This window comes from Klebsiella ornithinolytica, assembly GCF_030505655.1.
GTDB lineage: Bacteria > Pseudomonadota > Gammaproteobacteria > Enterobacterales > Enterobacteriaceae > Klebsiella > Klebsiella ornithinolytica.
Map to the genome: position 1 here is coordinate 3,361,625 of NZ_CP130153.1, position 23,472 is coordinate 3,385,096.

The following is a 23,472-nucleotide window of genomic DNA, read 5'->3' on the forward strand; positions in this document are numbered from 1 at the left end:
GGAGAACACATGACGCCTTTACGCGTATTACGCAAACCGATGCCTCTGGTGATGGCAATCCGTTTAAGCCTGCTGCCGCTCGCGGGGCTGGTCGCTGTCCCCGCATTGGCGGCAACGCAGTTTGATATTGCCGCCGGGGATTTAGACAGCGCACTGAACCAGTACGCCGCCCGCAGCGGCATTACGCTCTCGGCGGATGCTGGCCTGACGCGCGGAAAACACAGCGATGGCCTGCACGGCCGCTATGAGCTGGAAGAGGGTCTGCAAACGCTGCTCAGCGGGAGCGGACTGCAGCTGAAATCTCTGGGTAATCAGGCCTGGACGCTGGAACCGGCGCCGGTTAATACGGAATCCACGCTGACGGTGATCGGCGACTGGCTTGGCGACGCCCGGGAAAACGATGTTTTTGAACACGCCGGCGCCCGCGATGTTATCCGCCGCGACGATTTCGCCAAAACCGGCGCCACCACTATGCGCGAAGTCCTGAATCGCATTCCCGGCGTCAATGCGCCGGAAAATACCGGTACCGGCAGCCACGATCTGGCGATGAACTTTGGCATCCGGGGGCTGAACCCACGCCTCGCCAGCCGTTCTACGGTACTGATGGACGGTATTCCGGTGCCTTTCGCCCCCTACGGTCAACCTCAGCTATCGCTGGCGCCGGTATCGCTGGGCAATATGGATGCGGTGGATGTGGTTCGCGGCGCAGGCGCCGTGCGCTACGGGCCACAAAACGTGGGCGGCGTAGTGAACTTTGTCACCCGGGCCATCCCGCAGGACTTTGCTATCGCGGGCGGCGTAGAAGGCCAGCTCAGCCCGACCTCTTCGCAGAACAATCCCAAAGAGACGCATAACCTGATGCTGGGAGGGACCGCCGATAACGGACTGGGGGCTGCCCTGCTCTATTCAGGTACCCGCGGCAGCGACTGGCGTGAACATAGCGCCACGCGCATCGATGACGTGATGCTGAAAGGCAAATATGCGCCAAACGCGGTGCACACGTTCAACAGCTTGCTGCAGTACTACGATGGTGAAGCCGATATGCCCGGCGGCCTGTCCCGCGCCGATTATGCTGCCGATCGCTGGCAGTCCACCCGCTTAAAAGATCGCTTCTGGGGACGACGTCAGCTGGCCAGCCTCGGCTATCAGTTCCAGCCCGATGACCGGCACAAGTTCAACATTCAGGGCTTCTATACTCATACGCTGCGCAGCGGTTATCTGGAGCAAGGGAAACGCACCACGCTTTCCCCGCGTGAATACTGGGTGCGCGGTATCGAGCCGCGCTACAGCCAAAGCTTTATGCTTGGCGCTTCCGCGCATGAAGTCGGCGTCGGCTATCGCTACGTGAATGAATCCACGCACGAGATGCGCTATTACACCCCCACCGTCAGCGGCAAGTTGCCCGACACCGCCAGTCCGTACGACCGCGATACCCGCTCTGGCACCGAGGCTCACGCCTGGTATATCGACGATCGCATCGATATCGGCAACTGGACGGTCACGCCGGGGATGCGTTTCGAACATATTGAGTCTTACCAGGACGACAGCCTGAAAGGCACCCGTCAGCAGGTCAGCTATAACGCCCCGCTGCCTGCGCTTAACGTACTTTATCACCTCACCGACAGCTGGAATCTTTATGCCAATACAGAAGGATCGTTCGGTACCGTACAGTACAGCCAAATTGGCAAGGCTGTGCAAAGCGGCAATGTGGAACCGGAAAAGGCCCGCACCTGGGAAGTCGGTACCCGCTACGACAACGGCGCGCTGAGCGCGGAAATGGGACTCTTCCTGATTAACTTCAACAATCAGTACGACTCCAACCAGACCAACGATACCGTCACCGCTCGCGGTAAAACTCGCCATAGCGGACTGGAGACGCAGACGCGTTACGATCTCGGCGATCTCAATCCGCAGCTGGAAAATCTGTCGGTCTATGCCAGCTATGCCTATGTCAACGCCGTCATTCGTGAGAAAGGCGATACCTACGGCAACCAGGTGCCTTTCTCACCCAGACATAAAGGTACGCTCGGGGTAGATTACAAACCGGGTAACTGGACGTTCAACCTCAATAGCGATTTCCAGTCCAGTCAGTTTGCTGACAACGCCAACACCGTGGAAGAGAGCGCTGACGGCAGCAACGGTCGCATTCCGGGCTATATGCTGTGGGGCGCCCGCGTCGCCTACGATTTTGGCCCGCAAATGGCCAATCTCAATCTGGCGTTTGGCGTAAAAAATATTTTCGACCATGAGTACTACACCCGCTCATATGACGATAACAACAAAGGCATCTATGTCGGCCAGCCGCGTACCTTGTATCTGCAAGGTGCCATGACATTCTGATGATGACGTGGTGGTAATCAAAACGTTCGTCACCGTCCCGCCCAGGGGCGGTGACGGTGTTGTTTTACCGTGGGGCCGACGTTCGGCCCTGTACTGGCTTCACGCCGCCAACAACTCGCGAGACAACAGCGTCTCCGTCAGCGGCGACCGGCAAGCGTTCATCACACCATCACGCAGCCTGTTCTAAAATTCGTTTTGCCGACGATCGAATCAGATAAGCCTCATCCCGGCAGCGAGGTAACGCAAGCTACTCACGACAATGTATTTTCTTTTTATGAGCAAAATGATTAACTGACGCCTGTTAAAGACTTTTTTCACGCTTTTATGCGTCTTTGTCGCCACGCATTTCGGGCTTGAGTATGGCTATAAATGAAATTATTTCGGGATTTGCTCACCGATTATTTCGCCGCGAACTGGCGTCTCTACCCCCTGCTGGCGTTATCTGGATACAGGCCACCAGAATGAGCCGATATTATCCCAATCACGCGGATGGAGAAAAACGATGCGTCTCGCCTTAAAATCAGCATTGATGCTAACCACGCGCGTTATACAGATAATCAACCCGGAACTTCAGTTGCATATGCAACGCACGGCGCTAATTGCTCTCGAACTTTCGTTAGCTCTGGAACTGCCGCGGTCGCAGCAGCAGACCATATTTTGCGCCGCACTGCTTCACGATATTGGCGTACTCGGCGATAAGCGAATCGTCACTTCGCTGAATGACATTGATAATATCGAAGACCCTCACCAGTATCGGGGGGCCGAGATGCTCAGCGGCTTACCCACCTTCGCGCCTGTTTTGCCTGTTATCCGCCATCACCACTTTAACCCGGCGCATAAAGGTAACCTCGAAGAGCATATCGTTTTTTTTGCCGATGCTTTTGAACGTCTGCTCTCCACCGGAAATATCACCACGGATCACCACCCCGACATTATCATCGACACCTTCCGCACCTTGCATCATGAGATTGATCCGATGCTCTGTGACACCGTCTGCCAGCTCGCGCAAAAAGAGCATTTCTGGCTGCATCTTCATCCCGGACATATCCAAAGGATGCTGGAGATCATCGGCCCGATTAACGAGCTGTACATCGATATCGACGGGCTGAAAGATATTTGTTTGTTAATCGCCAAAATTGTCGATACCTACAGCAGTTTCACCGCCAGCCACAGTATTATGGTCGGTGAAATATCCTGCCTGCTGGCAACCTATATGCATCTGCCGGAACAGGAGTGCAAAAAAATCGAAATTGCCGGCTATTTGCACGATATTGGTAAAATTAATATCCCACTGGATATCCTGGAAAAGCAAAGCGAACTCACGCCTGATGAACTCCGTCAGGTGCGAGAACATAGCTATATGACCGGTGAAATTCTCAGCGCCTTTAGCGAACTGGGTGAAATCATTAACTGGGCGGCAAACCACCATGAAAAACTCGATGGCAGCGGCTATCCGCTGCATCTGAATCAGGATTATCTGCAACTCCCTGACCGGATCATCGCCATTGCCGATATTTTTACCGCTCTGACCGAAGATCGCCCCTATCGCGTCGCCATGCGTTATCAGGATGCATTACAGCTGATAGAGAACGATGTTATAAATGGCGCCCTGGATAAAGATGTTTTTTGTACCTTATGCCAGCATGCCGGCACGCTACATAGCACGATTATTCGCAAAAAACGCAGCTAACCCTCTGCCCGCAAGTGGGCAAAAGCGGGTTCTATAATTAGACGTAACGTCATTTGTTCATCTGCACGCAAGGAAAATTCGGGTGAGAATCGCCACCATGACCAACTGGGCCTACGGGATCACCGTTTGCCTGACCATCACTTCCGGTATTGCCATGCTGATGGCGTCCAACGCGGAGACGGCCGAACGCCAGGCCGTACAACAGCGGCAGATCTTCGACCAGTTAACCGAAACGGTTGAAACCGAGAGCTGGGAATTATCCGACCTCGCTCGCGCTTACGTCATTAACAAAAATCCGGATGTGTTGCAGGAGTACCGCCAGCAGGCCCGTTCGCTGACGACCATAGAGCACCGGCTGGAAAAGCTGAAAGATCGGGGAGCGACGCCGCAGGAGCTGATGTTGCTGCGCGAGGGGCTGCAGATCGCGGATGAGCTGCAGGATGAACAGCAGGCCGCGCTCGCCAGTATTGAACGCGGAGCAGACAGCGAGGCGCTCTCCCTGCTCTACGGCAAGCATTATGAACAGGAGCTGGACCGGGTACAGACACAGATCGATCACTTCCGCCTTATGCTGGAAGGCCGGGCCGCCAGCGCCATTACGCAAGCCACGGAAAAATCGCACACCTGGCGTACGTTATCAGAAATAATGGTCGCGCTGACGGCGCTGATGTTCCTGTTTGTCCTCGGGTTTATCCTTCAACGGCGGGTATTGTACCCGGTTGTTCGTTTAAGCGATGTGGTACAGCGTCTCGCCTCACAGGATTATGCCGTCGAAGCTCCCCAGTTCACGCAGATCGATGAGATTGGCGATATGGCGCAGGCGATCCGTATTTTCCGCGAAAATGGCCTGGCGCGTCAGCGTCTTGAACAAGAGCGCGATGCCGACTGGGCGATTCGGGAACTGCTGGCGCGCATGACGCAGCGTCTGCAAGGCTGCGAATCTTTTGACGATGTTATCAAGGTCGCCGAGCTCTTCGCGCCGAATATCGCCCCCGCAATTCCCGGGCGCCTGTATGTTCTCGAAACCAATCCCTGGCAGTTGCGCTGTGTGGCCCAATGGCTCTCGCCGCCGGATGAGCCCGAGGTCTTTTATCCTGACAACTGCTGGGCTGTCCGCCGTGGATTAAGCCATCCACCGGTCAATGGTGAGCCTGACATCGCCTGTTCACACCTGCCGGACGCCTGCATTCATCAATCGCTTTGCGTGCCGCTGGTTGCGCAAGGAGAAGCCATCGGCCTGCTCTCCTTCAGGAATGTCACCTCTGCTACCGCCCCTTCGCGTGCCTATCTGGAGCTGATGGCCGAAGCGCTGGGTCTGGCGCTGGCAAACCAGCGTCTGCGCAGCGCGCTGCTGGAGAAAGCGCTGTTTGATTCGCTGACCGGGCTGCGTAACCGTCATCATCTGGATGATGCCCTGCATACGCAAATTAATCTCGCGGTGCAAAACCATGCTCCGCTGAGCTGCCTGATGATCGATATCGATCACTTCAAGACGATTAACGATCGGTATGGTCACGAAGCCGGCGATCTGGTGATCAAGAGCGTGGCGGTCATTGTCCAACGCGCGGTACGCGACAAAGGCATGGCTTTTCGCTACGGCGGCGAGGAGTTTCTGGTGCTGCTGGCCGGCGCCAGTGAAGAGGCGGCCCGGGCCTGCGCAGAGGAGATTTACGACAGTGTCCGCAGCCTGACCCTGCGCGATGGCCTCACCGAGATTGGCCAGGTGGATGTCTCCATCGGCATTGCCAGCTTCCCGCAGCATACCCAGAGCGACAGCCTGCTGCGTGCCGCGGATGCCGCACTTTACCGGGCCAAAGAGCAGGGCCGCTCCAGAATAGTCAGTTTCGGCATGCTGAAATCCGACTAAACGCCATAAGGGGATAAGCTGTCTGCTTATCCCCGCAGCAGCAAATGGGTGGCTATCCCCCATTTCACCAGCGATAACCGACCTGCCGCATACTCCAGAACCGAGTAGCTGCCATTCTGATGCGTATAGCGGGGGAAGTGCTCCGCGCCATGGCCGTCAAGAATGGAGATAACCGCCTGTATGACCTGGCCATGAGAAACCACGCACACGCAGCGATCACCCGCCTCACCGGCTGCAAGCAGCGCCGCGGTTGTTCTGGCGGCGGCAGCGGTCAGCGACTCGCCGTTCGGCGGCGTCACGTGCGGATCGCCGGAGTAGATCGTATCGAACAGCCTTCGCTGCGCGTCGTTGAGCTGCGGATAGACCGTGCCCTCTAATGGCCCGAAACCCCGTTCAATGAGCCGTGCATCAAAGCGGATTGGACAGGCAAAATGGGCCGCGATCGGCATAGCCGCCGCGACGGCGCGACCTGCAGGAGAAGAGACCACCCGATCTATCTCCTCACCGTCAAGCGCGCGAATCAATGCCGCGATTTGTCGATGCCCACGCGCGGTTACCGGGCTATCAAGCTGCCCCTGCAGGCGGTTAACGCTATTCCATTCGGTTTCACCATGTCTGACGAGCAATATCTTCATTGACAGCATCGAGTTACGAGTTAGCAGGCAACATTACCCTCTGCAGAGAATAAAAAGAAAGTGATGCCCGGTCCAGCGTTCCCCTGACGCGCATCCTGTTGGCCGCGCGGTGGAACAGAAAATCAGACCGCCATACTCTCAGGGCGTTTTTCGCCTTCGGATCTCCGCAATGCGGATGGCAGAAAAAATGAAATAAGGATGATATGATCTCTGGAAAATGATGCCGGCATTAACCTAAGGGCCTACTGAATGAATAATGAAATACCGTTAAAGTATTATGACATCGCCGACGAGTACGCGACAGAATGCGCAAAGCCGGTCAGTGAAGCGGAACGCGAACCTCTGGCGCACTATTTTCAGCTGCTGCTCAGCCGTCTGATGAACAACGAGGAGATCAGCGAAGAGGCCCAGGCAGAAATGGCGCACGAAGCCGGTCTCCACCCGGATCGTATCGATGAGATCGCGACGTTCCTTAATCAGTGGGGCAATGAGTAGCCTGCCACCAGTTCTCTGGCCATGATAAACAGGCGTGTTGTTATTCTGAGGCACGCTATTTCCCCTCGCATAGCCAAAATTTATCGTCCAGACTGAAACCAAAGACGTGGTCTGCGCAGCCATTGTGCATTACACTGCGCGCTGCAAAAATTGAGTTAATACACGATTAAGTAGGTGGTAACGGCGATGAACGGAACAATCACAACCTGGTTTAAAGATAAAGGTTTTGGATTTATCAAAGATGAAAACGGCGATAACCGCTATTTTCATGTGATTAAGGTCGCCAATCCTGATCTGATTAAGAAAGATGCGGCGGTGACCTTCGAACCCACCACCAATAACAAGGGTTTGTCAGCGTACGCGGTGAAAGTGGTACCAGAAAGCAAATATATCTATATCGCCGGCGAGCGCCTGAAGCTCACGTCGATCAAATCCTACCTGGTCTACAGCGAAGAGGTACCTGCCGATACCCGCATTGATAAAGAAAATGCGGTGCTGTCCGTGGGGATCCTGATGAGCAGCATCAAGCCGAAATCCGACGTTAAGCCCGGTGACATGCGCTCGCTGAAAAAACTGGCGATCACCACTTTTCAGGGCACGACATTGATCTTCTCAGAAGATGAAATTGACATCGATGCCACGGTGAAACTGCTTAAAGTCTGATCGTACTCTGATCCAGGCCGGCAGGCTGCACCCTTCTGATGCAGCCTGCCGGCCCCTCAAACCGCTCTCCATACGCCCTCTCTTGCCCCTGTTCTGCAACCTCGGGTGCCAGAGTAACATCGGCGCATTCACTCACACAGGTCATGCATTTACCGCCCCTTGCAAGATAGCCTGCTGCCGATCCAGGGTGAAAATGCGCCACTCTACCTGGCGGGCATTCAGCACAAACAGGGCCGTAGCCAGGGTATTTTCCTCATCCGGATCCTGCGGCGATAAACGGTATATCGGCAGTGCCGCAACCTGCTGATCGGATAAGATAACCAGGGCGCCCGTTGCACCCAGTTGCGATGACGTTGTTAACTCGTCGATAAGGCGAGCCTGGCGCGAAGCGGAACTGTCGGTAATGACCTGCTGCACATCCCTGAGCGATTCGTGAATCAAATGGTTAGCATGACCAAATGTGCCATCCAGCAAACGCACTGAATGCCCGGCGCCTGTCGCTTCAATGCTGAACAGACGACTATCTCCGGACTGTCCCAGGGTGTGATGGAATGCACCTGAACGCGGCAGGGTGGTTAAAACGGCAATGGCCTCATCCAGCGTGCTGGCATTCAGCGCAGCGCGCGCCAGGATTTGCCGCGGTATACCGACGGGCCGGTGCAGCGCGCGAATGTTATTTACGGTATTCACGATCCCCATGGCATTGACTGCAAAAGTATGACCGCAAAGCGAACCTGGGTAAGCAAAGCTGGAAAAGGCCATCCCCTCGGTAGGTGAAATACTGACCCATGCGCAATCGTCGCGTAACTGCGGGAACCCGTCTTCGTTGTGGGCGATCACGCGTTCCCCCTCGCGGCTCTCCCCCACTACCGTGGTACAACCATCGGACGTTGATCGCACTAAATCACCCCGGCAGTTCCAGGCGAAAACTTCGTCAACCGGCGCTTGTAAACCCGCTGCCATACCGGTCAGCTCCTGCCAAATCAACGGAAACTGCTGCTCAACCAGGGTTCGCATCGCCCGAGTTTGCGCACTGTCTTTCATACCGATAACCGTTTGCCACAGCGGAATATGTACCAGCTTTTGATGCCAGGCGTCGCGACCGAATTCGCCCAGGCGTTGACCAACGGCAAACGAAGATCCACTAATTGTGATTTTTTTCATATTGTTATCATTCACTTCTATTCAGGATACGTGTTGCAAAAATTCTTTCAGGCGCGGATTACTGCTCGCGTTTAGCAGCATATCAGGTGATCCATCTTCGGCAATGGTTCCCCTGTCAATAAAGATCAAGCGCGATGCCACGTCACGCGCAAAGCCAATTTCGTGCGTGACAATGACCATAGTCATCCCTTCATCAGCCAGCGAGCGCATAACCTTTAACACTTCATGACGCAATTCAGGGTCAAGCGCGGAAGTAGGTTCATCGAACAGCATCATTTTCGGCTTCACCGCCAGCGCACGCGCAATCGCCACGCGCTGCTGTTGGCCGCCGGATAACTCCGATGGATAGTGATTAGCTCGGTCCTTCAGGCCGACGCGATCCAGCAATGCCAGCGCCTGTTCGCGCGCCGCTGCTTTACTCTGTTTACGCACCCGAATGGGGCCAAACATCACATTCTCCAGCGCGGTTAAATGCGGAAAGAGATGGAATTGCTGGAACACCATGCCTGCTTCACGGCGGATATCACATTCGCTGGCGTGCGGATCGGTAATATGCATCCCCGCCACCAGCAGCGTACCAGAGCTAATTGCCTCCAGTTTATTGATACAGCGTAGCAGCGTCGATTTACCCGACCCCGAAGGTCCGATAATCACCACCACTTCTCCGGCTTCAATTTTCAGATTGATATCATGCAGCACGGGCGTCGTGCCGAAGCTTTTAGATACTGCGCTAAATTCAACCATGCTCATAAAATATGGATCCTTTTCTCTAGTTGCTTCAGCAGAAAACTCAGGCACAACGTCACCATCAGATAAATCAACGCTACTGCCGTCCACACTTCCAGGGCGCGAAAGTTGCCGGCAATAATTTCCTGTCCTTGCCGCGTTAACTCAGCTACACCGATGACAATGAACAACGAAGTATCTTTAATACTGATAATCCATTGGTTACCCAGCGCTGGAATCATACGCCGCAATGCCAGAGGCATAATCACATACCACACGGTGCTGCGTTGGGATAATCCCATTGCCAGGCTGGCTTCTTTAAAACCTTTATTGATCGATAATATTGCTCCACGCGTTATTTCGGCAATATAGGCACCGGAGTTAATTACAATCGTCGCAATCGCGGCAGTAACGGGTTCGATACGCACAGGCAATATCATCGGTAATGCGAAATAAATAAACATCACCTGTACCATGATCGGCGTACCACGAATTAATTCAATAAACACTAACGATAGCGTTTTCGCTATGCGACCACCAAAAGCCCGGCAGGTCCCGGCGAACAAACCAATAATAAAACCGCCCAACAGACCTGACAGTGAAATAATCAATGTCAGTTGCAACCCCTGCAACAACAGTGGCAGGGATTGCCATATATAATGACTATCAAAATTCATAATAAAACCAGTTCAGATGGAGTATGGGCCGAATTTCTTCGGCCAGAAGATGTTATTTCGGTTGTTTATCGAACCACTTCACATAAATTTTGCTATAGGTACCATCTGCGCGTAATGCCTCAAGTGCGGCATTTATTTTTGGTGTCAGGCTGCTGTTTTTCTGCATCGCGAAGCCATACTGCTGTGGCAAAATGCTATCGCTTTCCCCTGTAGATTTAACTTTCCCACCGCCCGCCGTTTTTACGTAATAGAGCACGTTCGGCGAGTCATGTACCACGGCGTCGAGGTTCCCTGCCTGCAGATCGAGATAGGCATTGTCGATGTTCGGAAATTCAATATAGTTAGCTTTGTATTTTGATTTCATAAAGGTCGCGGCGGCGGTGCCTTGTTTAAGCCCTACTTTCTTGCCCGCCAGATCGCTGAAGCGGGTGATGCTATTATTACCTGTCTTCACCGCCATTAATAAATCAGCGTTATAATATCCATCGCTAAAGTCGACAACCTGTTTTCGCGCATCGGTAATGGTAATCCCCGCCATAGCTACATCTAAATTACGCGATTGCAAGCCAGGAATTAACCCACCGAAATCCATGGGGCGTAATTCGTAGCTTATATTCATTTTTTTGGCAATCGCATCCCACAGGTCGATATCAAAGCCCACGTATTTATCACCTTGTTTAAATTCAAAGGGAACAAATGCCGTATCAACACCCACCGTAATTTTATCCTGGGCTGCGGCCAGGAAACTGGTGGAAAACGCGACCAGAGCCAATGTGATTTTTAATTTGCTAAGTAAAGTAGACATAATAAACCTCAACGTCGATGAGAAAATATATATAACAAAACAGGTGCTGCGCCCGCTGAAAGGCTAACAACTGATGTGTGTATTCCATGACAAATTATGCCTGCCAAGAGGAATGAAGAAAAAATAGACTCCTGTTTGTCAGTCAATTATTTAAGCGGGAATAATCTCATCCCCGGTATCGGGTACTGGCGTCTGTGCACCGTTCATAAGCATAGAAAGTAAGCTGTAATAGCCGTTAATTCCCATCAAATCCACCACGCCCTTTTCTCCCCAAAGCGCTATGGCGTGTTGCCAGGTATCATCGCGGATTTTTTTCTCCTGGTGTAGCTGCTGGCAGAAATGATAAACCACCCACTCATCCGCTTGTAAATCCAGCGGTAGACGGCATTCATTAATAGCCTGTACCGCAGCGGCTGAAATTCCCTTCTCGCGGGCAATGGGCGCATGAATCGCCCATTCCACCGGCTGGGACCAATGGCGCGCGGTCATAAGAATGGCCAGTTCAGACAACCGTTGTCCGAGTGCGCTGCGATAACGCAGGTACTCCCCCATCCGCTGTGCGTGAGCCATCAATTCAGGGCTACGCAGCAACGGTTCAAAGGGCGGTAACAGCGCACCACGGGGGCCGTTGATGATCTCCTCCGCCAGCGGACGCTGATATTCATCCCACTCCTGTTCGGCCAGCGGCGGTAAGCGATTAATCATGCTGGCCTCGCTAACTTGTGCGTTTCTTCACGAATGACCTGGTGCAGCGTATCTACCACAAAATCAAGCTGCGGCGGGGTAATGATAAACGGCGGGGCTATCAGGATATGATCGCCATATTGCCCATCAATGGTTCCTCCCATCGGATAGACCATCAGGCCACGGGACAAACAGTTGGCCTTGATTGCCGCATGCAGCTTTAATGCGGGATCGAACGGAGTTTTGTCCCCTTTATCATGGACCAACTCAACACCGGCAAACAGGCCTCGTCCGCGGGTGTCACCGACATGCGGTAGCGCACCCAGCACATCACGCAGCGCGCTTTGTAAGTAATGACCCTGTTGTTTCACCGCTTCCAGCAGATTGTCACGCTCGATAACCTGCTGGACCGCCAATGCCGCGGCGGCGGCAGTGGCGTGACAGATGTAGGTATGTCCATGCTGGAACAGACCGCTACCAGCCTGAAGTGCGGCCATAATCTTCTCACCGGCCAGTACCGCGCCGATCGGCTGATATCCGCCCCCCAAACCTTTTGCGATGGTCACCAGATCCGGGACAACATCATCCTGCTCGAAAGCGTGCAGCGTGCCTGTACGTCCCATGCCGCACATCACTTCATCGGCAATATACAAAATGCCGTATTTATCGCACAGTTGACGCACGCCGCGCAGATAACCCGGGGTCGGTGGGGTCGCGCCGGTTGTCGCGCCGACCACCGTTTCTGCACAGAAACCGATGATGGTTTCCGGGCCGGCCTCAATCATTGCCTGCTCCAGTTCCAGCAGCAAACGATCGGTATACTGCTGCTGGCTCTCATCCTCGCGCCGATCGCGATATTCATTGCAGGCGGCGACGCGAATCACATCGATCAGCAACGGTGCGAATTGACGGCGACGCCATTCATTTCCTCCCACGGCCAATGCTCCCAGCGTATTGCCATGGTAGCTCTGCTTGCGGGCCATAAATTTGGTGCGCTCCGGCTGACCGATTTCGACAAAATACTGGCGCGCCAGTTTCAATGCGGTTTCGACCGCTTCGGAGCCCCCGGAGACGAAATAGACGTAGTTAAGGTCTCCCGGCGCCTGGCGAGTCAACTGCTCCGCCAGTTGCTCAACGGTATCGCTGGTAAAGAAACTGGTATGCGCATAGGCTAACCGATCGATCTGTCGATGCAAGGCGGCCAGCACGTCAGGATGCCCATGCCCAAGGCATGAGACGGCGGCTCCGCCACAGGCATCAAGATAACGTTTGCCGCTGGCATCGGTGATGTAAACACCTTGCGCGCTCGCCGCGACGGCGGGGGTGTGGCGTAAGCTGCGATGAATGATCTGACTCATGTTCTGTTCCTGCTCCTGAAAACGCTATTGCGTACTATGAGGATTATCTTGCAGGATTCATTTGAATCACGTCAACGCAATTATGATACACATGTATTTAATTTTCTTATCACAGAGACAAATGCTTCATTTATCCGGATTTGCCGGGCACCACATACGCGCCAGAGTCGATCAGATAACGCTCGGCGCTCTCGATTTTGCTGACCGCCTCGTTGCCGTGACGCGCCACCAGCATCGCCAGCAGGCATTCCGCCAGCCCCATCCCGGAGACGACCGACGGGAAAAATGAAGGGCTGTCAATTGAAAACAACAATGTACACTCCGCAGCCTGAGCTAAAGGGGAGACCGGTGAGTCGGTGATGGCGATAATGCGAGCACCAGCCCGCTGTGCCGCATGCAGGACATCCAGGGACTCTCGTGAATAGGGGGCAAAACTGGTGAGCAGAACACAATCGCGAGCGGTTAGTTCACGGGTAAACACTTCAATGTTGCTTGCCAGGCCATCAATCAATGACACCCGACGGTTGAATAAGCGGTAGACGTAATACAACGACCAGGCAATCGGGAAGCTGGCGCGAAACCCGCAGATATAGACGTTGTCCGCCTCATCCAGCAGCGTGACGGCTCGCGGCATCGCCTGCTGATTTTCACTCCCGGTGAAGACCAGATTCGCCTGATGCGCCTGAAAGACTTCCTCATACAGATTCGATTGCGTATCTTTGGCAACGAGCTTTTTTGCTTTAGATACATATGTATCATTGCGTAAGCCGAGATCGTCAATAAAGGCATCTTTCAGCTCTCCCCAGCCGCTAAATCCGAGACGCTGCGCCAGACGCAGCAGCGTGGCGGGCTTCACCCCGGCTTGTGCCGCGAACGCTCGCATAGATTGCACAACCAGTATATTCACGTTTTGCAGACAGAACTCCGCAGCCCGCTGTAACTCAGGGGAAAGTGTACTGAACTGACTGACAATATTTTCTTGTGGATTCATCATGTTGGTCACCGGATTTCAGAAGCAAATATCTAAACACATTTGTGATTGAGACTCTACTCTCCGGGTTGCTCAGCCCTGCAACTCACCTACTTCGCCCGAGAAGCTGCACTCTGACCGCCGGCTATCCGCAATGATGCTCCGGCACTTCGTCAGCCTTGCTGCCATGGGTTTGCTCATCGACCATGAAGATGACTCATGTTGTAATGAAATTATGTCGCTTTCACTCCTCCAGGGACTCTGGCATAAAATATGCTCTATTAATCAGAGACAATATGATGATCGCTGAATGAAATAACCAGATAAAAAGAAAGGATATACTGGGATTCAGGGAATAACTTCAGTTTTCATATCAGAACTTAGGGTGCACCATCGCGATGAATAAAGATTTTGCTTTTACTATTAAACGTAGTCGTTTTGACGCGCATTATAACCCCGCTGAAAATACGCGAATTACAACCAACTTCGCGAATCTGGCCAGAGGGGAAAATCGCGAGGAGAACTTGCGTAACACGCTGACGATGATTGACAATCGTTTTAATGCGCTGGCGTACTGGGATAACCCGAAAAGCGATCGTTATTCTGTTGAGCTTGAAATTATTTCAGTTGAAATGACACTCACTGACCAGCACCGCAGCGGCAGCTTTCCGGTCATTGAGATATTAAAAACGAACATTCTCGATAAAAAAACGCACGAACGTATTGACGGTCTCGCCGGGAATAATTTCTCCTCTTACGTACGCGATTATGATTTTAGCGTGCGACTGTTAGAGCATAACCAACAGCAATCCGCCTTTAGCATCCCGGATGGTTTTGGTGAATTACATGGAAATATCTTTAAACACTTCGTTAATTCAACGGTATACCAGCAGAACTTTAACAAACCGCCGGTAATCTGCCTTAGCGTATCGAGCAAAGACACCTATCAGCGCACGGGAAATCAGCATCCGGTACTGGGTATCGAATACCAGCAAAATGGCTCGTCGTTGACTGAACAATATTTTTCCAGAATGGGATTAAAGGTTCGCTATTTTATGCCGCAGAATAGCGTTGCGCCGTTAGCTTTTTATTTTTCTGGTGACTTGCTTAGTGATTACACTAATCTTGAGCTTATCAGTACCATCAGTACGATGGAGACGTTCCAGAAGATTTATCGGCCTGAAATTTATAATGCCAACGCCGCCGCAGGGCAATATTATCAACCGAACCTGAATCACCAGGATCATTCATTAACCAAAATTGTTTATGATCGGGAAGAACGCAGCCAACTGGCGATTGAACAGGGAAAATTTACTGAAGAGCATTTTATCAAGCCTTACCAGAATATTCTTGAGAAATGGTCTGCTGGCTACGCGCTTTAATTTACCGAACATACAAGGTTTTCTATTATGAAAAAATTATTACCCACGTCGACGGCTGGCAGCTTACCTAAACCTTCCTGGCTGGCAGAGCCTGAGAAACTATGGTCTCCGTGGAAATTACACGACCAGGAATTAATTGAAGGGAAAAAAGATGCGCTAAGCTTGTCGCTGTATGATCAGTTACGCGCAGGAATTGACATTGTCAGCGATGGCGAACAAACGCGCCAGCACTTTGTCACCACCTTTATTGAGCATCTCAGCGGCGTCGATTTTGAGAAACGCGAGGTGGTGAAAATTCGCAATCGCTATGAGGCGAGCGTGCCAACGGTCGTGGGTGAAGTGGCGCGTCAGAAGCCCGTTTTCGTTGAAGATGCCCGGTTTTTACGTCAGCTGACCAGACAACCTATTAAATGGGCTCTGCCAGGACCGATGACGATGATCGATACCCTCTATGATAACCACTATAAAAGCCGTGAAAAGCTGGCCTGGGAATTCGCCAAAATTCTCAATCAGGAAGCGAAAGAATTAGAGGCGGCGGGTGTCGATATTATCCAGTTTGATGAACCGGCATTTAATGTCTTTTTTGATGAGGTGAATGACTGGGGGATCGCCGCGTTAGAAAGAGCCATTGAAGGACTAAAATGTGAAACGGCGGTACATATCTGCTATGGATATGGCATCAAAGCCAATACTGACTGGAAAAAGACGCTGGGATCAGAGTGGCGCCAGTATGAAGAGGCGTTCCCAAGGCTGCAAACATCGAATATCGATATCATCTCGCTGGAGTGTCATAACTCGCGTGTCCCCATGGATCTGCTGGAGCTGATTCGCGGCAAAAAGGTGATGGTGGGAGCGATTGACGTGGCAACCCAGGCGATTGAGACGCCGGAAGAGGTCGCCGGTACGCTACGTAAAGCGCTTGAGTTTGTCGATGCCGATAAGCTTTATCCTTCGACCAACTGCGGGATGGCGCCCCTGTCTCGTCAGGTCGCCAGAGGCAAGCTCAATGCGCTAAGTGCCGGCGCAGAGATCGTCCGCCAGGAGCTGCTGGCGAAATAACGCTGGCAGAGCCAGCGCGCTGAAAGAAAGTCCGGGTCAGGCGTTCGGATCGCTATCCCCCTGGCCGGACCGAACAGCGCGCAATACGACCGGACAGAAAGCCTGAGGTGCCGTGCGTTCATCTCTCCCTTTAACCGCCGTGCAGCCCGTCGGAACGCTGTCTCCGCGGGCGTTAATCGGATAACGTCTTACTCATATTGATTCCCGTCACCCAAAAGCCGGTGGACTCGTAGACGTGGCGGGCGCGTTGGTTATCTCCGGCCACGCGAAGTCGAATCTGTTCGATCCCCTGCTCCCGCATCTCCCGCTCAAAAGCGCGTAGCGCCTGCGTGCCCAGCCCCTGCCCCTGACAGGCGTTGAAGATATAAAAATCAAAGATGAACACGGTTCGCGCGGCGGTATCGGGTTTGTACCAGAGGTAGCCGACGTGCTCGTCGCGATTGTCTGATTGGCTAAAAAGAGACAGCAAAACCTGCCCGGGGGTATTCACCCCCTCAGGAAGATCCTCGGCGATTTCACGCGTCGCTTTTGTCAGTGAATCCTCTGCGCTAAGCCGATAGTTGGCGGCAATTTCACGCGCATAATCCGTAATAAAGTATTCCAGATATGCCGGATATTCTTCTTCGCGCATGGGGCGGAACATCATCATTGATTCATCCTTTGAGGGGGCGATATTTTCGCAGCGAGACGATGCATTCATCCCTTTTCATTGACGCGGCCATCCACAGCGACAGATGACGAGCGGCGAGGCCAGCTACCACATTAAATCATCAGGTACTTTGAAATCAGCATACGGATCGTCTTCATCCTGCTCTTCCTGGCTGAGCGCGCTGTGTAACACAATGCTGTCCGCATCGCGCTGTGCAATCTTATCTGCGACGTTAGCCGGAATAATCGCGTATACGCTCTCGCCGCTGCTGTCTGGCACCAGACGCGCGATCGCCAGACGGCCGCTAATCAGTTGAGCCTGAATCAGCTTATCGACAAAAATTTTCTTGATGAGGTTGTTGTCGGTAAAGTTAAAGCCAATGTCGCCTTTTGCCGGAACAATCCGGTTCATTTCAATAAGCTGCTTCACCTGGGCTTTATATTCTTTGGCTAAAGCGGCCTGCTTTTGCTGTTCACCCAGCTGCTTATCACGCTCGAGCTGCGCTTTTTTGTTTTCTTCCACCGCTTCTCGCGCTTCACGTGCCTGAACCCGTGATTTTTTGGCCGTTCTTTGCACTTTAGCGACCTTTTTGCTGGTCACTAACCCGGCTTTCAGCAGCTGCTCTTGTAAGGTGAGTTTTGTCATTTCGTCTCTGAACCCGTTGAGAAATTTCTGCGATTATAGCGGGAATGTTGGCGGCTGTGCCAGATTGCATCGCCGCAAGGCGAGCTGGTTTATGGAAGCGGCGGCCTTACAGGTCGAGGGAAGCATGGCAGAATTCCATTTCGAAATGGGGCAAGGTCAAGGGTGATGCAGGCGGAACGTTGCGCCGGTTCCGGTCTGAAAACCACTCTCAGAATATGCGTAAACATCCGCGACATGTCGGATTTAAAGACGTTGGAAACCAACATGGCGTCCGCAGGCTTTTACCCGATTCACCGACGGTATTACTGGACATGCGTCGGCAAAAGTCCGGGCCAGCAACGCTGTGTTCATTAAGAAACAAACGAACACTCACTACTTGAGAGCATTACCTTCTGACAATCCTGGCTATTGGCTATGCCCACTGACCACGACTCTGTTTCGTCCTTGTCGTTTCGCTTGATATAACGCGGAATCAGCTTCCATGAGAAGCCGCTCGTAGTCACCCTCATAATCTTTTAGCCCCGCCACACCGATCGAGACCGTAAGGTGTCCGGCCTCAGAGAACTCGGTATCCGATATGACCTGGCGGATCCGTTCGGCTATCGCAGCAGACTCGGCGAGCGTGGTTTCCGCCAAAAGGATAACGAACTCCTCGCCCCCAAAGCGGCTGATAACATCCTCTTTTCGACATGTCAGTCTGAGCAAATCCGCGGTATGAACCAGCACGGTATCCCCCGCACTGTGCCCGAAACGATCGTTAATCGTTTTAAAATGATCGATATCTACTGCGATTGCGCACTGATTTTTAAGGTTCTTGATATACGTTAATTGCTCATAGAAACCACGCCGGTTATATAAACCCGTCAAAGGATCTGTCATCGCCTCATCACTGAGCGCTGCAAATTGTGCAGAGACTAAACGAAAACGTTTTTCCATCGCATCTCTGAGTAAATACGCCTCCTGGTACCAGGCCCTGATCGAAGAGAGTTTCTCTGGCGACATGAGACTGTCATTGGCCTGAACCAGCCGCGCAAGCTGCTCCAGCGGTTTTGCGATACGGGAAGAAAGAAAAGCCACCCCTGTAGTAATAAAGAACAGTATCGCCAGCACCAGTCCGGAAATTTTCTTCACAGTATTGAGCAACATACTGGTGACGACCTCTGACGGCGTCGACACAATAATATTCCAGTCAGATTTCTTAAGACCCGCATAGCCAACCAAATAATCTCGTCCGACAAAAGAACCGTTTAAGTTGTTGCTCATATACGTTTTCAATTGCGGCGTGAGATTGACGGGCGAGCGGGTCATCGTGGGAACAGTATTGAATATAACCTTGCCATCGCGATCGACAATAGTGACAGAGACATTATCTTTATAAAAATGAAGGCCAATAAGATCGCTGAGCATACTCTGTTTTTTCAGATAAATGCTGCCGCCGAGATACCCCAGATAGTGACCATCTGGCGAACGGAGTGGATGCGAGAGCATTATCATGTCATTTCCGGCAATCGACGTGAACGGACCAGAAATCAGTGGTTTTCGCGCAACCAGAGCAGCCTGGCTTGCTTCGGAATGTACTCTGACGCCTGTCAGTGCGGGCAAGTAAGGTGACGTGGCAACAATCACCGCCTTCGCATCAACCACCCCAACCGAGTTAAATACCGCTGACCGGATCCGCAGACGCTCGACCTCATCCCTTGCCACGGATGCATCGGTGCTCTGTAACTCAGACGCTGTCCAGGCTAATTCACGCTGGGCCATGGCCAGATATCGGTCTGTGGTATCCGCAATTTTCATCGCGTAAGCCAGGTTGCTCTCACGGAGAGAATCTTCTATTTCTTTCTTTTGAAAGAAATAGATACCGGCAAGGAGAAGAATAGTTGTCAGGATAGCTCCTCCGGAGTAGAGCGCAATAAGCAGAGGGAGGAGAAACGGTTTTTTTTGAAACATTTATCACCTGTATTTCAGAACATCCTGGCGACCTGCCGTCAATTTTATCTTATGTAGCTGGCGCAGCCCTCTAAGGGCTTCCCTTCTGACAGGATTTTCATTGCTGCTGTTTTGCCGTCATAGACAACATTCACGTGTTCATGTGGGGATGATAGCAAATACCTGAGCAGGTATTATCACTACTCTGTTTTCGCTCCACCTTATTGTTGATCATTGCGCCTTCCTGGTCATCAGCCGCAGCTTTTCAGGTATCACTATTCTGTGTCGGTGTACCCGGTTTAATAAATTCCGGCATCACGGCATACGGCCAGGGTCAGCGAGATATGTTCAGAAACGTTATCGCCCTGGTTTCTGCGGATAGCCAGGTTTGTCACGATGAGTCCAGCATTCTCCCCCCACCAGGCCGGGATATTCAATGGGAGGTGGTCAACAAGATGGATCGCAGGGTCATCAGCGATAGCCAACAAAATATCCATGTTCACGACGCCCTGGGCGATAAGGGAGCAGAGGTTCAGATGTAAGGCTGCAGAGCGGAAATGATGAGGCCTGCAGCAAAACACATGAACACCACCCCACCGGTTTTATTGAGTTTACTGAAGAGATGACCGGAAGACATCTTCATCTTTACGGAGTGTGCGAAAAATCCGTAAAGCGAGTGGATGACGATCACCAAAAGACAGAAAATAGCCGAGAGTATCGAAAACTGGGGGGCAAATGGCTGCTGCGGGTTAATGAACTGCGGGAACAGGGCCATAAAAAAGACGATGGCTTTAGGGTTCAGCAGAGAAACCAGCATCCCCTGGCGGAAGCTTTTACCGGTGGACGGCGCGACATCGCTTCCCGCAGTGGCCGCGTTATTGTTCATCGCCCGGGGTACTGAACGGAATAATTTGCTGCCGAGATAAATCAGGTAAGCGGCCCCGATGATTTTCACTGCCAGCAGGGCCAGCCAGGAGGTGGTAATGATCGCCCCAATGCTGCTGGCCGCGACGATCGATATCACCCCCATTCCGGCGGCGACACCAATGATCCCGGCCATGGCCTGGCGCAAGTTATAGTTGAGCGTGTTCGTCAGGGTGAACAAAACGCCCGGGCCGGGGCTGGCGATGGTCAGGCTGGCGATAAGAATATAAAAAGCGATTTGTTGCATGAGGATACATCCTGTCAGCTGCAAGGGCGCCTCTGCACCCCGGTAAGATCAGCGGGAATGATCCCGATATAGTGAGTCGACAAATACGGTGCTATCTGACAGGCACTCACTGGCAGCGTCAATTTCCCGCCGGAGCCAGCCCCTTTTTTCAGAAGTATTCGTGATACAACAGAACAGTGAATACACTAAATTTTACTTTATAGTAACATTTTATTCTTGTCACAAAATTTTGCTGATACCTTAAAAATCAATTGATTAAATTTTATATCTTACAAATTTTGCCCTATTTGCTGCTACTTTAATCACATCGATGACGATGAAGTCTATTTCGGAACCAGCGATGATAAATATTCCGAATTTCATTCCCGTATTTTATGTTATTGACTCTTGCAGCCTGCAAAAAAATCACTGCCTTTAACTCCGGCAGAACGCTATTGCAGGAGGATGCTCTGCGTTTTTCTCTGCGGCCTGCGCGATCGATGCGATCGTGATGCGACAGACGCAGCGTTGCGCCGCTTCGTTCCGAGAAGCGCTTTCAGGATGTTCGTAAACATCCGGCATATTTCGTCCTTAAATGCGGTAGAGCTCAACATGATTTCCCGCAGGAGTTGACCATACTCATTCAAGGCCTGACTGAGCATGCCGTCATTGGTTGAGGCTGGAACGCAGGGGAAGGATAATGACCGCTAAACCGGTTGGCTTCGGATACATTGTATTACGGCTGAACTTTATGATAAGGCCGCCGCGAGCTGCCAATGACTTTTTTAATTTAAATCCCGATCGGTAAATAATTTATCTATTTCATAATTAATAATAACGTTGTGTCATTAAGCGCGTTGCCCCGAGAATGATAACTTTGCTTGCGGACGGTGCAGGAGCGCCATGAATAACGGGTCAAATCCGCATTTTTTATGGCATCCATATTGCTTTATTTATTGCTCAGGCAATGGAGTGGCAATACCTATAGCGGACTGAGTGAAGGGATAACGGATGGAAGCTCAAAAAATGCACACCGGAACCTTCGCGTTAAAAGAGACGCCCGCCGGCAACCGCTGCTCTTTGCTCTTCCCTGTCCACGCCATGCGATTTATGCTCAGGAGCTGCCGCTTGATTACGGCGAGTTTTATTGTCTGTCGGTGAACATATCGAGACATCACAGGAAGACGTTGCGGCTTATAAACGCAATGTGCGGGGAAAAGTTCCTCCCGGCATCAGCCTGGAACAGTTAATGCAGCGTTTAACGGAGGATGCTTGCGCTTTACTTCCGTTCAGTTCATCCCTCCAGGAGGGCATCATGCGATACATACCAGGCCGCATCCCCGTTATCCTTGCGGTCAGTAATCTGTTTTTTACCTGTGCGGTCTCTGTTGACCTGACAATTGCCACTCTGGTGGGCTATCAGCTGGCCCCGTCGGATGAACTGGCCACCGTGCCATTTGCGCTCATCACTGTTGCCGGCGCGTTCTCGAGTCTGTTTGCTGCCGGCATGATCGGGCGGGGAAACGAGAAACTTGCGTTTATGTTGGGGTCTGGATGCGGTACCGCCGGCGGATTATTGTCTTTTGTCGCTGTGCTGAAGGGCAGTTTTTTACTTTTTTGCACCGGCTGCTTTCTTGTTGGCGTCTATCAGGCTTTCAGCCAGTACTATCGTCTGGTTGCCGCCGATCACTCCCCGCCGGAAGTGAAGGGGCAGTCTATCTCTCTGGTCATGGTTGGCGGTGTTGTAGCGGCAATCCTGGGGCCGCTGTTGACGATTGTTGCGCGGGATGTCCCGGGGCTACCTCGCTTTGCCGGCGTTTATCTCGTGGTGGCCGCGCTGGGTATTCTGTCTGCACTTAATCTGGCCCTGTTCTTCGGTCATGCGAAAAAATATTCCCCTACTCCGGACACCGCTGCGCCTTCAGAACGGTCACCGACCAGTCGGGAATTAATGAAACGCCCGGATTATCGCACCGCCTGGTTTCACCTGGTTGTTGGCTCCCTGGTGATGCTGTTTCTCATGACGGCGGCCCCGCTCTCCGTGACGCACCACCATTCAATGAATGATGGTGCCCTGGTCATTCAGCTGCATCTGCTGGGAATGTATGTCCCTTCGCTGTTTACCGGTCTCCTGATACGAAAGGTGGGGCTCACCGTACTGTTATATAGCGGGATCGCTCTCAACATGTCAGCTATCGTGGTTAACCTGACCGGGGAAACGATGCTGGCATACAGCTTAAGTCTGCTTCTGGTGGGGGTCGGATGGAACTTTATGTTTGTGGGGGGCTCTACGCTGCTCAGTCTCTCTTATCGTGATCATGAGCGAAAAAAAGCGCAGGGTCTGGCCGAAACCAGCCGCTTTATTTTCTCCGCGATCGCCACATCAGGGGCGGGTGTGATGCTGGCATTGCTGGGCTGGAAGCTGCTGGGCCTGATGATGTTACCAGTCTTACTGATATGTCTGGTATCCACCTGGCAGTACGATCAGGATATCAGGAAAGCACGCCGAACAGCGTCGCGTACTGCTGAAGACGGTTCTTAAATCCGCTCACTCCGGCCGGATGTCACATATTGGGCATTCTTG

General features: G+C 52.4%; 21 protein-coding genes. 9 read left to right on the forward strand and 12 right to left on the reverse strand.

The genetic code is table 11. The features are described 5' to 3' along the window. Nucleotides 1–9 precede the first annotated feature (9 nt). The 3 genes from fecA to Q1L34_RS16110 all read left to right on the forward strand — a co-directional run bounded on the left by fecA (nt 10) and on the right by Q1L34_RS16110 (nt 5,897). A complete protein-coding gene (gene fecA, locus Q1L34_RS16100; RefSeq protein ID WP_064359537.1) occupies nt 10–2,340 on the forward strand; it encodes a TonB-dependent Fe(3+) dicitrate receptor FecA in 2,331 nt (776 codons plus the stop codon). Nucleotides 2,341–2,842: 502 nt separating this feature from the next. Then, entirely contained in the window at nt 2,843–4,030 is a 1,188-nt protein-coding gene (locus tag Q1L34_RS16105; protein WP_104896265.1) for an HD-GYP domain-containing protein, read from the forward strand. Between the two features lie 82 nt (nt 4,031–4,112). Next, a complete protein-coding gene (locus Q1L34_RS16110) occupies nt 4,113–5,897 on the forward strand; it encodes a diguanylate cyclase (protein ID WP_075808700.1) in 1,785 nt (594 codons plus the stop codon). Nucleotides 5,898–5,923: 26 nt separating this feature from the next. Here Q1L34_RS16110 and Q1L34_RS16115 read toward each other — a convergent pair whose 3' ends face one another. After that, entirely contained in the window at nt 5,924–6,532 is a 609-nt protein-coding gene (locus Q1L34_RS16115; protein WP_032724345.1) for a histidine phosphatase family protein, read from the reverse strand. A gap of 249 nt (nt 6,533–6,781) precedes the next feature. On the opposite strand from Q1L34_RS16115, the gene Q1L34_RS16120 reads away from it, so the two are divergent. After that, entirely contained in the window at nt 6,782–7,027 is a 246-nt protein-coding gene (locus Q1L34_RS16120) for a YmjA family protein (RefSeq protein WP_004860717.1), read from the forward strand. Between the two features lie 186 nt (nt 7,028–7,213). Further along, nucleotides 7,214–7,690 (forward strand): cold-shock protein, encoded by a 477-nt coding sequence (locus Q1L34_RS16125; RefSeq protein WP_004860714.1) that lies wholly within the window; start codon nt 7,214–7,216, stop codon nt 7,688–7,690. A gap of 141 nt (nt 7,691–7,831) precedes the next feature. Here the strand turns inward: Q1L34_RS16125 and Q1L34_RS16130 are convergent, their stop codons facing one another. The 7 genes from Q1L34_RS16130 to Q1L34_RS16160 form a co-directional block, all read right to left on the reverse strand. Continuing rightward, entirely contained in the window at nt 7,832–8,854 is a 1,023-nt protein-coding gene (locus tag Q1L34_RS16130) for a C45 family autoproteolytic acyltransferase/hydrolase (protein WP_285910457.1), read from the reverse strand. 21 nt (nt 8,855–8,875) lie between these two features. Next, nucleotides 8,876–9,598 carry a glutamine ABC transporter ATP-binding protein GlnQ gene (gene glnQ, locus Q1L34_RS16135; RefSeq protein ID WP_015584619.1) on the reverse strand — a complete coding sequence of 241 codons (723 nt, stop codon included), beginning with the start codon at nt 9,596–9,598 and terminating at the stop codon, nt 8,876–8,878. Between the two features lie 2 nt (nt 9,599–9,600). After that, nucleotides 9,601–10,257 (reverse strand): glutamine ABC transporter permease GlnP, encoded by a 657-nt coding sequence (glnP, locus tag Q1L34_RS16140; RefSeq protein ID WP_100662951.1) that lies wholly within the window; start codon nt 10,255–10,257, stop codon nt 9,601–9,603. 52 nt (nt 10,258–10,309) lie between these two features. Beyond that, nucleotides 10,310–11,062 carry a glutamine ABC transporter substrate-binding protein GlnH gene (gene glnH, locus Q1L34_RS16145; protein ID WP_064359540.1) on the reverse strand — a complete coding sequence of 251 codons (753 nt, stop codon included), beginning with the start codon at nt 11,060–11,062 and terminating at the stop codon, nt 10,310–10,312. A 150-nt stretch (nt 11,063–11,212) separates the two neighbouring features. After that, nucleotides 11,213–11,767, reverse strand: a complete 555-nt coding sequence (locus Q1L34_RS16150) for a carboxymuconolactone decarboxylase family protein (RefSeq protein ID WP_015584622.1) — start codon at nt 11,765–11,767, stop codon at nt 11,213–11,215. Further along, nucleotides 11,764–13,104 (reverse strand): aspartate aminotransferase family protein, encoded by a 1,341-nt coding sequence (locus Q1L34_RS16155; protein WP_048024547.1) that lies wholly within the window; start codon nt 13,102–13,104, stop codon nt 11,764–11,766. Before Q1L34_RS16155 ends, Q1L34_RS16150 begins: the two co-directional genes overlap by 4 nt. A 130-nt stretch (nt 13,105–13,234) precedes the next feature. Then, nucleotides 13,235–14,095: a MurR/RpiR family transcriptional regulator gene (locus Q1L34_RS16160; RefSeq protein ID WP_015584624.1), complete on the reverse strand. Its 861-nt coding sequence runs from the start codon at nt 14,093–14,095 to the stop codon at nt 13,235–13,237. 377 nt (nt 14,096–14,472) lie between these two features. Here Q1L34_RS16160 and Q1L34_RS16165 point away from each other — a divergent pair, with 377 nt between their 5' ends. Then, nucleotides 14,473–15,456 carry a DUF1852 domain-containing protein gene (locus Q1L34_RS16165; RefSeq protein ID WP_004860711.1) on the forward strand — a complete coding sequence of 328 codons (984 nt, stop codon included), beginning with the start codon at nt 14,473–14,475 and terminating at the stop codon, nt 15,454–15,456. Nucleotides 15,457–15,483: 27 nt separating this feature from the next. Beyond that, complete coding sequence (locus Q1L34_RS16170; RefSeq protein WP_032717234.1) at nt 15,484–16,515, forward strand: methionine synthase; 1,032 nt, start codon at nt 15,484–15,486, stop codon at nt 16,513–16,515. 172 nt (nt 16,516–16,687) lie between these two features. On the opposite strand, the gene Q1L34_RS16175 is transcribed toward Q1L34_RS16170, so the two are convergent. From Q1L34_RS16175 to Q1L34_RS16185, 3 genes are all read right to left on the reverse strand, one after another. Continuing rightward, nucleotides 16,688–17,164, reverse strand: coding sequence for a GNAT family N-acetyltransferase (locus Q1L34_RS16175; protein WP_004860706.1), 477 nt, complete (start codon nt 17,162–17,164; stop codon nt 16,688–16,690). Between the two features lie 105 nt (nt 17,165–17,269). After that, a complete protein-coding gene (locus Q1L34_RS16180) occupies nt 17,270–17,809 on the reverse strand; it encodes a DUF2058 domain-containing protein (protein ID WP_004860702.1) in 540 nt (179 codons plus the stop codon). 405 nt (nt 17,810–18,214) lie between these two features. Then, a complete protein-coding gene (locus tag Q1L34_RS16185; protein WP_004860698.1) occupies nt 18,215–19,759 on the reverse strand; it encodes a sensor domain-containing diguanylate cyclase in 1,545 nt (514 codons plus the stop codon). 323 nt (nt 19,760–20,082) lie between these two features. Here Q1L34_RS16185 and Q1L34_RS16190 point away from each other — a divergent pair, with 323 nt between their 5' ends. After that, nucleotides 20,083–20,280 carry a hypothetical protein gene (locus Q1L34_RS16190; RefSeq protein WP_015584626.1) on the forward strand — a complete coding sequence of 66 codons (198 nt, stop codon included), beginning with the start codon at nt 20,083–20,085 and terminating at the stop codon, nt 20,278–20,280. On the opposite strand, the gene Q1L34_RS16195 is transcribed toward Q1L34_RS16190, so the two are convergent. Continuing rightward, complete coding sequence (locus tag Q1L34_RS16195) at nt 20,271–20,909, reverse strand: LysE family translocator (RefSeq protein WP_044350709.1); 639 nt, start codon at nt 20,907–20,909, stop codon at nt 20,271–20,273. The two genes, Q1L34_RS16190 and Q1L34_RS16195, sit on opposite strands and share 10 nt — an antisense overlap. A gap of 1,294 nt (nt 20,910–22,203) precedes the next feature. Here Q1L34_RS16195 and Q1L34_RS16200 point away from each other — a divergent pair. Further along, the gene (locus tag Q1L34_RS16200; RefSeq protein WP_192225964.1) at nt 22,204–23,430 is read left to right on the forward strand and encodes an MFS transporter; all 1,227 of its coding nucleotides are present in this window, start codon (nt 22,204–22,206) and stop codon (nt 23,428–23,430) included. Nucleotides 23,431–23,472: the final 42 nt, after the last annotated feature.